This is a genomic window from Klebsiella sp. JB_Kp042, assembly GCF_040065275.1.
GTDB classification, from domain to species: domain Bacteria; phylum Pseudomonadota; class Gammaproteobacteria; order Enterobacterales; family Enterobacteriaceae; genus Klebsiella; species Klebsiella quasipneumoniae.
The window spans coordinates 168,548-181,127 of sequence record NZ_JBEAJL010000015.1; the positions used below are offsets into that span (position 1 = coordinate 168,548).

The 12,580-nt window shown below is 62.3% G+C and carries 13 protein-coding genes; 10 read left to right on the forward strand and 3 right to left on the reverse strand.

The features are described from left to right. Nucleotides 1-6: 6 nt before the first annotated feature. Genes hycE through hycI form a run of 5 tightly spaced genes read left to right on the forward strand, consistent with a single transcriptional unit; the run spans nt 7 to nt 3,905 of the window. Entirely contained in the window at nt 7-1,716 is a 1,710-nt protein-coding gene (gene hycE / locus ABLV54_RS05090) for a formate hydrogenlyase subunit HycE (RefSeq protein ID WP_101881234.1), read from the forward strand. Nucleotides 1,717-1,725: 9 nt separating this feature from the next. Beyond that, a complete protein-coding gene (locus ABLV54_RS05095) occupies nt 1,726-2,268 on the forward strand; it encodes a formate hydrogenlyase complex iron-sulfur subunit (protein ID WP_101881233.1) in 543 nt (180 codons plus the stop codon). Further along, nucleotides 2,268-3,035 carry an NADH-quinone oxidoreductase subunit B family protein gene (locus tag ABLV54_RS05100; protein WP_002914891.1) on the forward strand — a complete coding sequence of 256 codons (768 nt, stop codon included), beginning with the start codon at nt 2,268-2,270 and terminating at the stop codon, nt 3,033-3,035. The genes ABLV54_RS05095 and ABLV54_RS05100 overlap by 1 nt, the downstream gene beginning before the upstream one ends. Continuing rightward, nucleotides 3,032-3,442, forward strand: coding sequence for a formate hydrogenlyase maturation HycH family protein (locus ABLV54_RS05105; RefSeq protein ID WP_023290792.1), 411 nt, complete (start codon nt 3,032-3,034; stop codon nt 3,440-3,442). Before ABLV54_RS05100 ends, ABLV54_RS05105 begins: the two co-directional genes overlap by 4 nt. Continuing rightward, complete coding sequence (hycI, locus tag ABLV54_RS05110) at nt 3,435-3,905, forward strand: hydrogenase maturation peptidase HycI (RefSeq protein WP_101881232.1); 471 nt, start codon at nt 3,435-3,437, stop codon at nt 3,903-3,905. Before ABLV54_RS05105 ends, hycI begins: the two co-directional genes overlap by 8 nt. Nucleotides 3,906-3,916: 11 nt before the next feature. Here hycI and ABLV54_RS05115 read toward each other — a convergent pair whose 3' ends face one another. The 3 genes from ABLV54_RS05115 to ascF all read right to left on the reverse strand — a co-directional run bounded on the left by ABLV54_RS05115 (nt 3,917) and on the right by ascF (nt 7,290). After that, nucleotides 3,917-4,210, reverse strand: a complete 294-nt coding sequence (locus tag ABLV54_RS05115; RefSeq protein WP_023290790.1) for a SymE family type I addiction module toxin — start codon at nt 4,208-4,210, stop codon at nt 3,917-3,919. A gap of 180 nt (nt 4,211-4,390) precedes the next feature. Further along, on the reverse strand, nt 4,391-5,815 hold the full coding sequence (locus ABLV54_RS05120) for a 6-phospho-beta-glucosidase (protein WP_044524501.1): 1,425 nt from the start codon (nt 5,813-5,815) through the stop codon (nt 4,391-4,393). Nucleotides 5,816-5,841: 26 nt separating this feature from the next. Next, entirely contained in the window at nt 5,842-7,290 is a 1,449-nt protein-coding gene (ascF, locus tag ABLV54_RS05125; protein ID WP_348813738.1) for a PTS cellobiose/arbutin/salicin transporter subunit IIBC, read from the reverse strand. Nucleotides 7,291-7,355: 65 nt separating this feature from the next. Here ascF and ABLV54_RS05130 point away from each other — a divergent pair, with 65 nt between their 5' ends. From ABLV54_RS05130 to ABLV54_RS05150, 5 genes are all read left to right on the forward strand, one after another. After that, entirely contained in the window at nt 7,356-7,502 is a 147-nt protein-coding gene (locus ABLV54_RS05130; RefSeq protein WP_156835060.1) for a hypothetical protein, read from the forward strand. A gap of 53 nt (nt 7,503-7,555) precedes the next feature. After that, entirely contained in the window at nt 7,556-8,569 is a 1,014-nt protein-coding gene (locus ABLV54_RS05135) for a LacI family DNA-binding transcriptional regulator (protein WP_023290787.1), read from the forward strand. 135 nt (nt 8,570-8,704) lie between these two features. Next, nucleotides 8,705-9,232 (forward strand): electron transport protein HydN, encoded by a 528-nt coding sequence (gene hydN / locus ABLV54_RS05140; RefSeq protein WP_004205658.1) that lies wholly within the window; start codon nt 8,705-8,707, stop codon nt 9,230-9,232. A gap of 8 nt (nt 9,233-9,240) precedes the next feature. Beyond that, the gene (gene hypF, locus ABLV54_RS05145) at nt 9,241-11,475 is read left to right on the forward strand and encodes a carbamoyltransferase HypF (RefSeq protein ID WP_101881230.1); all 2,235 of its coding nucleotides are present in this window, start codon (nt 9,241-9,243) and stop codon (nt 11,473-11,475) included. Then, complete coding sequence (locus ABLV54_RS05150; protein WP_048298103.1) at nt 11,472-12,485, forward strand: HoxN/HupN/NixA family nickel/cobalt transporter; 1,014 nt, start codon at nt 11,472-11,474, stop codon at nt 12,483-12,485. Before hypF ends, ABLV54_RS05150 begins: the two co-directional genes overlap by 4 nt. The last annotated feature ends 95 nt before the right edge of the window (nt 12,486-12,580 follow it).

The window sequence follows — 12,580 nt, forward strand, 5'->3', positions numbered from 1 at the left end:
TTGAGCATGTCTGAAGAAAAAATCGGTCAACACTATCTTGCGGCGCTGCACCAGGCCTTTCCGGGCGTGGTGCTGGACGAAGCCTGGCAGACCAAAGATCAGTTAACCATCACCGTGAAGGTCAATTACCTGCCGGAAGTCGTGGAGTTTCTCTACTACCAGCAGGGCGGCTGGCTGTCGGTGCTGTTCGGCAACGATGAACGTAAGCTGAACGGCCACTACGCGGTCTATTACGTGCTGTCGATGGAGCAGGGCACCAAATGCTGGATCACCGTCCGTGTGGAAGTGGATGCCAACAAACCAGAATACCCATCGGTGACGCCGCGCGTGCCGGCGGCGGTGTGGGGCGAGCGCGAAGTGCGCGATATGTACGGCCTCGTGCCGGTTGGCCTGCCGGACGAACGCCGTCTGGTGCTGCCGGACGACTGGCCGGACGAACTCTATCCGTTGCGTAAAGACAGCATGGACTATCGCCAGCGTCCGGCGCCGACCACCGACGCCGAAACCTACGAGTTCATCAACGAGCTGGGCAGCAAGAAAAACAACGTGGTGCCGATCGGCCCGCTGCACGTCACTTCCGATGAGCCCGGCCACTTCCGCCTGTTCGTTGACGGCGAGAATATTATCGATGCCGATTACCGTCTGTTCTATGTCCATCGCGGGATGGAGAAGCTGGCGGAAACCCGCATGGGTTATAACGAAGTCACCTTCCTGTCGGACCGGGTGTGCGGCATCTGCGGCTTCGCCCACAGCACCGCTTATACCACCTCGGTGGAGAATGCGATGGGCATCGTGGTGCCGGAGCGGGCGCAGATGATCCGCGCCATTCTGCTGGAGGTGGAACGCCTGCATTCGCACCTCCTGAACCTCGGTCTGGCCTGCCACTTCACCGGCTTCGACTCCGGCTTTATGCAGTTCTTCCGCGTGCGCGAAACCTCGATGAAGATGGCCGAGATCCTCACCGGCGCGCGGAAAACCTACGGTCTGAACCTGATCGGCGGGATCCGCCGCGACCTGCTGAAAGAGGACATGATCCAGACCCGCCAGCTGGCGCAGCAGATGCGTCGCGAAGTGCAGGAGCTGGTGGATATGCTGCTCAGCACCCCGAACATGGAGCAGCGTACTGTCGGCATTGGCCGTCTGGACCCGGAAATCGCCCGCGACTTCAGCAACGTCGGCCCGATGGTGCGCGCCAGCGGCCACGCCCGCGACACCCGCGCCGATCACCCGTTCGTCGGCTACGGCCTGCTGCCGATGGAAGTCCACAGCGAACAGGGCTGCGACGTGATCTCCCGCCTCAAGGTGCGGATCAACGAGGTTTATACCGCGCTGAACATGATTGATTACGGTCTCGATAACCTGCCGGGCGGTCCGCTGATGGTGGAGGGCTTCACCTATATTCCGCACCGCTTCGCGCTGGGCTTCTCAGAAGCGCCGCGCGGGGATGATATCCACTGGAGCATGACCGGCGACAACCAGAAGCTGTACCGCTGGCGCTGCCGGGCAGCGACCTACGCCAACTGGCCGACTCTGCGCTATATGCTGCGCGGCAATACCGTTTCCGATGCGCCGCTGATCATCGGCAGCCTCGACCCGTGCTACTCCTGTACCGACCGCATGACCGTGGTCGATGTCCGCAAGAAGAAGAGCAAAGTGGTGCCGTACAAAGAGCTGGAGCGCTATAGCATCGAGCGTAAAAACTCGCCGCTGAAATAAGGAATCGCCATGTTTACCTTTATCAAAAAAGTCATCAAGACCGGCACCGCGACGCACGCCTATCCGCTGGAGCCGATGCCGGTAGATAAAAACTTCCGCGGCAAGCCGGAGCATAACCCGCAGCAGTGTATCGGCTGCGCGGCCTGCGTGAACGCCTGCCCGTCGAACGCCCTGACGGTCGAGACCGATCTGACCACAAACCAGCTGGCGTGGCAGTTCAACCTCGGGCGCTGCATCTTCTGCGGCCGCTGTGAAGAGGTCTGCCCGACGGCGGCGATTAAGCTGTCGCCGGAGTATGAGCTGGCGGTGTGGAAGAAAGAGGATTTCCTCCAGCAGTCGCGCTTCGCTATCTGCCACTGCCGGGAGTGCCAGCGTCCGTTCGCGGTGCAGAAGGAGATCGACTACGCCATCGCGCTGCTCAAGCATAACGGCGATACCCGCGCCGAGCTGCACCGCGAAAGCTTCGAAACCTGCCCGGAATGCAAGCGCCAGAAATGCCTGGTGCCGTCCGATCGTATTGAACTGACCCGCCACATGAGGGAGGCCAGCTGATGAGCACTTTACTTGGCCCACGCGATGAAAACGGCATTCCGGTGCCGATGACGGTGGATGAATCCATCGCCAGCATGAAGGCCTCGCTGCTGAAGAAAATCAAACGTTCCGCCTACGTTTATCGCGTCGACTGCGGCGGCTGTAACGGCTGTGAAATCGAAATTTTCGCTACCCTTTCACCGCTGTTCGACGCGGAACGCTTCGGGATTAAGGTGGTGCCTTCGCCGCGCCATGCCGATATCCTGCTGTTTACCGGGGCGGTGACCCGCGCGATGCGCTCCCCGGCGCTGCGCGCCTGGCAGTCGGCGCCGGATCCAAAGATTTGTATCTCCTACGGCGCCTGCGGCAACAGCGGCGGCATCTTCCACGACCTGTACTGCGTCTGGGGCGGTACCGATAAAATCGTACCGGTCGATGTCTATATCCCGGGCTGCCCGCCGACGCCCGCCGCCACCCTGTACGGCTTCGCCATGGCCCTCGGCCTGCTGGAGCAGAAAATTCACGCCCGCCTGCCGGGCGAGCTTGACGAACAGCCGACCGAGCTGCTGCACGCCGATATGGTGCAACCCCTGCGGGTGCGCATCGATCGCGAAGCGCGCCGTCTGGCGGGCTATCGCTATGGCCGGCAGATTGCCGACGACTATATGCGTCTGCTCGGCCAGGGCGACAGCCAGGTGCTGCGCTGGCTGGAGGCGGAGAAAGATCCGCGTCTGACCGAGATCGTCACCCATCTCAACCAGGTGGTCGAGGGGGCGCGTATCCGATGAGCGAGACGGTGGTGTTCAGTCAGCTGAGCCGTAAATTTATTGATGAGAACGACGCCACGCCGGATCAGGCGCAGCAGGTGGTCTATTACAGCCTGGCGATTGGCCACCACCTCGGCGTTATCGACTGTCTCGAGGCGGCGCTGAGCTGCCCGTGGGACGCGTATCTGGCATGGATCGCCACCCTTGAGGCCGGCAGCGTCGCGCGGCGCAAAATGGAGGGGGTGCCGAAGTATGGCGAAATCGTCATCGACAGCAGCCATGTGGCAATGCTGGCCAACGCCTTTGATAAAGCGCAGTCCGCGCAGACCCCGCAGCAGCAGGCGTGGAGCAAAACAATGCTCAGCATGCTGCATGATATTCACCAGGAAAGCGCCATCTACCTGATGGTGAGGAGATTACGTGACTGACGTTTTACTCTGTGTCGGCAACAGTATGATGGGCGACGACGGCGCCGGCCCGCTGCTGGCGGAGATGTGCGCGGCGAACCCGGCCGGCCAGTGGGTGGTCATCGACGGCGGCAGCGCGCCGGAAAACGACATCGTGGCGATCCGCGAATTACGCCCCGAACGCCTGTTGATCGTCGATGCCACCGATATGGGCCTAAACCCCGGCGACATTCGCGTCATCGACCCCGACGACATCGCCGAGATGTTTATGATGACCACCCATAACATGCCGCTCAACTATCTGGTCGATCAGCTGAAAGAAGACGTCGGCGAAGTGATCTTCCTCGGCATTCAGCCGGATATTGTCGGTTTTTATTATCCGATGACCCAGACGGTGAAAGCCGCCGTTGCCCGAGTGTACCAGCAGCTGGCATGCTGGCAGGGCCACGGCGGCTTTGCCCGGCTGGAAGCCGCAGACGATTAACCCAGCGGTGCTCAGGGCTCCCCGACGGCGCGCGACTGACCGGCCGGGAGCCCCGTTACCGGCGGCGCCAGCTCAAGATTCTCTATCACTAATTTACCGGGCGACACCGAGACTCTGACCTGCGTGCCGACCGGGAATCCCGCCTGCTCCAGCCAGTCGCCGTTCAGGCTCAGCGCCGCATGGCGGGTGTAGCGCCGCGTCTCCCGCGTTTTGCGGTTCTCATGGCGTTTTCTGACATATCCCACGGTTAACTGGCGAATGGCCCTGGCGATCCCTCCGGCTGCGGTAGTGTGCTGTGCGTTCATGATGTGCTCCTTGCTGAAGATACCCCTGAAAACATACTGGATAAAATACCAGTTGTTGTGAACGAGAGGCAAACCAGAAACTGGAATCAGGCTCGAGAAAAAAACATGTAATAGATGCAACAGAAAGCAGCGCCCGTCCCCCGGTTAGCGCGGAGAGACGGGCGAGCGCGGGAGACGCGCTTAGTCGAGGTCGGCGCCGTTGCTGGCTATCACCTTCTGGTACCAGAAGAACGACTTTTTACGCCTGCGCGCCAGCGTGCCGTTGCCGGCGTCGTCGCGATCGACATAGACAAAGCCGTAGCGCTTGCTCATCTCGCCGGTTGACGCCGAGACCAGATCGATGCAGCCCCAGCTGGTGTAGCCCAGCACCGGAATACCGTCACCGATGGCATCGCGCATCGCCTTGATGTGCTCGCGCAGGTAGCTGATGCGATAGTCGTCATTGATCTCCCCCCTGGCGTCAATCTCGTCCCGGGCGCCGAGCCCGTTTTCCACCAGGAACAGCGGTTTCTGATAGCGGTCGTACATCATGTTCATGGTGATGCGCAGGCCCAGCGGGTCGATGCCCCAGCCCCATTCGCTGGCTGGAATGTGCGGGTTCTTCAGCGACTTGACGATGTTGGCGGCATTGGTGTTGCTGGCGTTCATCTCCGCCGAGGCGCAGCGCGAGGCGTAGTAGCTAAAGGAGACGAAATCGACGGTGTTTTTGAGGATCTCATCATCGCCCGGCAGCTTCGCAATGGTGACCCCCTTTTCCCGGAATACCCGCGCGGCCCATACCGGGTAGGCGCCGCGCGCCTGGACGTCAATAAAGAACAGGTTTTCGCGGTCCTTCTCCAGCGCCATCCATACATCTTCCGGCTTGCAGGAGTAAGGGTAGAAATTACCGCCCGCCAGCATGCAGCCGACCTGATTCTGCGGGTTTATCTCGTGGGCGATTTTTGTCGCCAGCGCGCTGGCCACCAGCTCGTGATGCGCCGCCTGGTACTTCACCTGCTCCTGATTTTCTCCCTCTTCAAACACCAGCCCGGCGCCGGAGTAGGGGCTGTGCAGCATAATGTTGATTTCATTGAAGGTGAGCCAGTATTTCACCAGACCGTCAAAAGCTTCAAAGCAGGTGCGGGCGTAGTGGCTGAAGAAATCGACCATTTTGCGGTTGCGCCAGGAGCCGTACTCCATCACCAGATGCATCGGCACGTCAAAATGGCACAACGTCACCAGCGGCTCGATACCGTGCTTTTTGCACTCCTCGAACAGCGAACGATAGAAGGCGATGCCCTGCGGATTCGGCTGCTGCTCGTCGCCGCGCGGGAACAGGCGGCTCCAGGCGATGGAGGTGCGAAAGACGCTGAACCCCATCTCCGCCATCAGGGCGATATCTTCCTTGTAGCGGTGGTAGAAATCGATCGCCTCGTGGCTGGGGTAGAATTCGTCTTCGCGAAGCGTGAAGCGCTTCTCCAGGCCTAATTTTACCGGCAGACGGTGGGCGCCGTGGGGGAGGGTATCCACGGTGGCCATCCCTTTCCCCCCTTCGCGCCATGCGCCTTCTGACTGGTTGGCGGCCAGTGCGCCGCCCCATAAAAATCCCTGTGGGAAACTCGCCATGCGTTACCTCGTTATTAATGGTGTGTTCAGGCGTGGGTTGCCTGGGCCTGGGCCTGGGCCTGGCGCGCTCGGGCGTCGGCGGCGGCCTGTTCAACGGGAATATCTTCAAAGCCGAGGATCAGCGTCAGGGCAAACGACAGCACTACCGACAGCGCCATCACGCCAAACACCCAGACGATGGTCATTGGATTGGCTGGATCGAAAAACTGCACGCTGGTGAACAGCCCCGGCGCCGCCATCGAGTGGCTGGCCAGTCCGGCGATGCCCGCCACCGCGCCGCAGATAAAGCCGCTGATTAAGCTGGCGATCAGCGGGCGTTTCAGGCGCACCGCCACGCCGTACAGCGCCGGTTCGGAAATACCGGCCAGAATCGCCGATGCCGCGGCGGCCAGCGCCGTCTGGCGCAATTCCGGGTTTTTCGTTTTCCACGCCACCGCCAGCGACGAGCCGCCGAGCGACAGGTTGGCGCCGATCTCCGACGGCATTACCATGCCCTCTTTGCCGGTTTCGGCGATGGTCTGAATGATGGTCGGCGTAAAGACCCGGTGCATGCCGGTCATCACCAGCAGCGGCCACAGCCCGCCCATGATCGCCACCGACAGCCAGCCGAGATAGCTGTGGATCGTATAGACCAGCGCGGAAATGGCGCTGCCGATCCAGATGCCGAGCGGGCCAATCAGCAGGATCGCCAGCGGGGCGGCGATCAGCACGATCAGCATCGGCTTAAGGAAGTTTTTCGTCACCGCCGGGGTAATGCGATCCACCCAGCGTTCGATATACGACAAGCACCAGGTCATCACCAGCGCTGGGATCACCGTGTAGGTGTATTTCACTGCGGTCACCGGAATAAGGGCAAATTCGACGTGTTCGCCCTGGGCGGCTTTGGCCATTAATTCGATAAACCCGGGATGCACCAGCACCCCGGCGATAGCGATGGCCAGCGACATATTGGTTTTGAATTTCACCGCCGCGGAGGCGGCCACCATCAGCGGCAGGAAGAAAAACGCGCCGTCGCCGATAAGCGTCAGGAGGGTCAGCGTCGGCGAGCCTTTCGGCAACGCGCCGCTCATTTCGAGGATCATCGCCAGCAGCTTGACCATCGATCCGCCGATAATCGCCGGGATCAGCGGCGACATGGTGCCGATCAGCGCGTCGAGGATCCCGGCGCCGATGCGTTTCAGGGTGATCGGCGCTTTGCCCTGCGGCTCGACCGGGCGCAGGTCGCCAGGCAGCAGATTCACGACCTCGCGATAGGCCTGAGAGACCGTGTTGCCGATGATCACCTGGCACTGGTTATCGCTGCGCACGACGCCGAGCACCCCGGTCAGGCCTTTCAGGGTAGGGCTATCGATCTGTTCGTTGTCTTTGACCACGAAGCGCAGACGCGTCATGCAGTGGGTCACGGCGACGACGTTATCGACTCCGCCTAATGCCGCGACTATCTGTGGCGCCAGGGCTGCATAATTTTTCGACATCGGATTTTATCCTGTTTATCAATAGGGTACTGATCTGTTACCGCGCCGCATCGTCGGGCGATACCATGCTTTATAGGAAACCGGTTCCACAAAATCATGGTGAGTTTCATTTGATTGCACAAGAAATAAAAAAAGATGATCTCATTTTTGTGATTTTGATCGCGAAGCGTCGCGGCGAGCAGGATCGCGGTGGTGAGCAGGGGGTGCTGTAAAAGCCAGAAACGTGCAGTACACTGCCTGCAACTTTTGCAACAGGAAGAATCACATGGCAACGATGCTGGAGGTCGCAAAGCGCGCGGGGGTATCGAAGGCGACCGTGTCGCGGGTGCTGTCGGGCAACGGCTATGTCAGCCAGGAGACCAAAGACCGGGTGTTTAAGGCGGTGGCGGAGAGCGGCTACCGACCGAATCTGCTGGCGCGCAACCTGGCGACCAAAACCACGCAAACCCTTGGCCTGGTGGTGACCAACACCCTCTACCACGGCGTCTATTTCAGCGAGCTGCTGTACCACGTGGCGCGGATGACGGAGGATAAAGGGCGGCAGCTGATCCTCGCCGACGGCAAGCACAGCGCGCAAGAGGAGCGGGAAGCGATCCAGTATCTGCTGGATCTGCGCTGCGATGCGATCATCATCTACCCGCGCTTTCTCACCGTCGACGAGATGGACGAGATCGTTGAGAACCACTCGCAGCCGATCATGGTGCTGAACCGCCGGCTGCGCCGCCACGCCAGCCATTGCGTCTGGTCCGATCAAAAAGCGTCGGCGATGCGGGTGGTGGAGCGGCTGATTGCCCTGGGTCACCGCGATATCGCCTTTATTACCGGCTCCCTTGACTCGCCCACCGGCGTCGAGCGCCTTGCCGGCTATAAAGACGCGCTGGCTGGCCACGGCATTACCCTCAACGAGGCGCTCATCGCCGAAGGGCGCTGGACGCCGGAAACCGGCGCGGCGGCGGTGGAGAGCCTGCGTCAGCGCGGGGTGACCTACAGCGCGCTGGTGGCGAGCAATGACGATATGGCCATCGGGGCGATGAAGCAGCTTCACCAGCTGGGCGTTAAGGTGCCGGAGCAGGTCTCGGTGGTGGGGTTTGACGATATTGTGCTGGCGCCGTACATGGTGCCGTCGCTCGCCAGCGTCCGGGTGCCGGTGACGGAGATGATTAAAGAGAGCATTAATCGCCTGATATTTATGCTCGATGGCGGGGAATTCAATGTTCAGCAGAGTTTTCCCGGGGCGCTGATCGAGCGTGAGTCGCTGGTGTCAGGTCCCTGCGCCTGACGTCGTCAGCTGTCATCGTCACTACTGACGATGACAGCGCGCTAAGTATTTAATTTTATTTATTATCAATAAGATAAAAACTGGAACGTATTATGCATACTCCGGCGCCTAACCCTCTTACTGCTGGAGAAATGGATGAACCGTTTCATTATCGCCGATGCAAGCAAATGCATCGGCTGTCGCACTTGCGAAGTAGCCTGCGTGGTCTCCCATCAGGAACATCAGGACTGCGCCTCCCTGACGCCGCACACCTTTCAGCCGCGTATTCACGTCATCAAAGGGGTCAATGTCTCCACAGCCACCGCCTGCCGTCAGTGTGAGGACGCCCCGTGCGCCAACGTCTGCCCGAACGGCGCCATCAGCCGCGATAAAGGCTTTGTTCATGTGATGCAGGAGCGCTGCATCGGCTGCAAAACCTGCGTCGTCGCCTGCCCGTATGGGGCGATGGAGGTAGTGGTGCGGCCGGTGATCCGCCATAGCGGCGCCGGACTGAACGTCGTGGCGGAAAAAGCCGAAGCCAACAAGTGCGATCTCTGCTTCCACCGCGACAGCGGCCCGGCCTGCATGGAGGTCTGCCCGACGCACGCCCTGGTCTGCGTAGACCGCAACAAGCTGGAGCAGATGAACCAGGAAAAACGTCGCCGCACGGCGCTGGCCTGGTAAGCTCAGGCATGAACGGGGTGCAAATCCGCATTCGCGGTAAAGTGCAGGGGGTGGGGTTCCGCCCCTTTGTCTGGCAGCTGGCTCAGGGGCAGGCGCGCTGTGGCGATGTCTGTAACGACGGCGACGGCGTGCTGGTGCGGTTGGCCGGGGACGATGATGGTTTTACTGCCGCCCTCGCTGCCCACTGCCCGCCGCTGGCGCGGATCGACAGCGTCGTCTGCGCCCCTTATCGCTGGGCGGCTCCGCCGCAGGATTTCACCATCCGCGAGAGCGGGGCGGGACGGATGCGCACCCAGATCGTGCCCGATGCCGCGACCTGCCCGGCGTGCCTCGCGGAGATGAATGATCCCCGGGCGCGCCGCTACCGCTACCCCTTTATCAACTGCACCCACTGCGGGCCGCGGTTAACCATTATTCGCGCGATGCCTTACGACCGGCCATTTACCGCGATGGCGCCGTTTCCGCTCTGTCCGCCCTGCGAGGCGGAATACCGCGATCCTGCCGATCGCCGGTTTCACGCCCAGCCGGTGGCCTGCCCCGACTGCGGGCCGCGACTGGAGTGGCGGGCGCAAGGGGAAACGCTGGACGGCGAGGCGGCGCTGCAGTCGGCTATCGCCCGGCTGGCGGCGGGCGACATCGTGGCGATAAAAGGCGTCGGCGGCTTTCATCTGGCCTGCGACGCCGGCAACCCCGCTGCCGTTGCCACACTGCGGGCGAGGAAACACCGTCCGGCGAAACCGCTGGCGGTGATGCTGCCCTCTGCGGTGGGGTTACCTGCCGACGCCGCGGCGCTGATGGGCTCCCCGGCGGCGCCCATCGTACTGATTAGCAAAGCGCAGGTCTCCGGCCTGTGCGACGAGATTGCGCCAGGGCTTGCGGAAGTTGGGGTGATGCTGCCGTCTAATCCGCTGCAGCATTTGCTTCTGCAGGCGCTGGCGCGCCCTATCGTGATGACCTCCGGCAACCTTAGCGGCCGCCCGCCGGCGTTAAGTAATACTCAGGCGCTCAACGACTTAGCCGACATCGCCGACGGCTTTTTGCTCCATAACCGCGACATCGTGCAGCGGATGGATGATTCGCTGGTGCGCTCAAGCGGAGAAATGCTGCGCCGCGCCCGGGGCTATGTCCCGGATGCGCTGCCGCTGCCGCCGGGTCTGGAGAAGGTTCCGCCGCTGCTGGCGCTGGGCGCGGACATGAAAAACACCTTCTGCCTGGCGCGCGGGGGCGAAGCGGTTCTCAGCCAGCACTTTGGCGATCTTGGCGAGGAGGGCGTCGAGCAGCAGTGGCGCAGCGCGCTACAGCTGATGCAGAACATCTACGCCTTTATGCCGCAGCGGGTGGTGGTTGACGCCCATCCCGGCTATCGCTCGACGCAGTGGGCGGAGACTCTGCCGCTGCCGGTAGAGACAGTGCTACATCACCATGCTCACGCTGCGGCGTGCCTGGCGGAGCACCGCTGGCCGCTCGACGGCGGAGACGTCATCGCCCTGATCCTCGACGGAATCGGCATGGGGGAGAACGGCGCGCTATGGGGCGGGGAGTGCCTGCAAGTTAACTATCGCCAGTGCGAACATCTCGGCGGGTTGCCGGCCGTCGCGCTGCCGGGCGGCGACCTGGCGGCGCGTCAGCCGTGGCGTAATCTGCTGGCTCAGTGCCTGGCCTTTATCCCCGACTGGCAGGATTACCCGCAGACCGGTACGCTGCGCCAGCGCAACTGGCCGCTGCTGGCGCAGGCCATCGATCGCGGCATTAACGCGCCGCGCGCCTCGTCCTGCGGACGGCTGTTTGATGCCGTCGCCTGCGCGCTGGACTGCGCCCCGGAGAGCCTGAGCTATGAGGGCGAGGCGGCCTGTAGGCTGGAGGCGCTGGCCGCCAGCTGCTCCGGCGTCTGCCATCCGGTCACGCTGCCGTGGCGCGGCAATGCGCTGGACTTAGCCACCTTCTGGCGAGAGTGGCTGCGCTGGCAGGCGACCCCGGCGCAAAAAGCCTGGGCATTCCATGACGCCCTGGCCAGCGGACTGGCGGCGATGGCCCGCGACTGCGCCACCGCCCGCGGCATCGACACGATGGTCTGCAGCGGCGGAGTGCTGCATAACCGCCTGCTGGCGGCGCGATTGACCTTTTATCTGGCGGATTTTACTCTGCTGTTTGCGCAGCAGTTGCCGGCCGGCGACGGCGCAATCGCCTATGGTCAGGCGGTGATCGCCGCCGCCCGCGGACAGGCTCAAGGAACACAACAATGATAATGACAGTTTTACGCCAGCAGCCGCGCGCTGCGGGACTGGTGCTGGGGTTGATCGCGGCGAACCTACTGGCCTGGTGCTGGGCGCTGCAGGCCTTTGGCGACAGCGGCGCGCTGATGGCCGCCAGCCTGCTGGCCTGGGGCTACGGTCTGCGCCACGCGGTGGATGCCGACCATATCGCGGCGATTGATAACGTCACCCGCAAGATGATGCAGCAGGGGCGGCGGCCTTTCGCCGTCGGGGCCTGGTTCTCGCTGGGCCACTCGTCGATTGTGGTGCTGGCCTCGGCGGCGATTGCCGCGACCGCCACGGCCTTCAGCGCGCAGATGAGCTGGCTGCACGACACCGGCAGCGTCATCGGCACCGCGGTGTCGGCGCTGTTTCTGCTGGCGATGGCCTTTATCAACCTGGTGATATTGCGCAGCGTCTGGCGCAGCTTTCGGGCGTGGAAGCGCGGTGAGCCGGTGAGCGACGAGATCGTCAGCGGCGGCGGGGTGATGAGCTGGCTGTTTGGCAAAACCTTTCGTCTGGTCAGCCGCAGCTGGCAGATGTACCTGGTCGGTTTCCTGTTCGGCCTCGGGTTTGATACCGCCACCGAAATCGGCGTGCTGGGCATCTCCGCCGCCGGCGCGTCGAGCGGGATCTCCGTCTGGTCGATTATGGTCTTCCCGGCGCTGTTCGCCAGCGGCATGGCGCTGGTGGACACCCTCGATAACGTGCTGATGGTCGGCGCCTACGGCTGGGCGTTCAGCAAGCCGCAGCGCAAGCTTTACTACAACATGACCATCACCGGCACTTCGGTGGTGGTGGCGCTGTTTATCGGCGGCCTGGAAGCGCTGGGTCTGCTGATGGATAAGTTTGCGCTCAGCGGCGGAATATGGCGCTGGGTCGGGGTGTTAAACGACAACCTCGGCGACGCCGGGTTTGTGGTGGTCGGGCTGTTTGTCGCCTGTTGGGCGCTGTCGGTGCTCAACTATCGCTGGCGCGGCTACGATAATCTGGCGCGTTAGATTCAGCATTTTCCCGGCTTGCGCTGCGCTAAGCCGGGCGACAACAACTGTCCGGCGGCGCTACGTGGGCCTGCGTGGCGTATGCTGCCCGCACT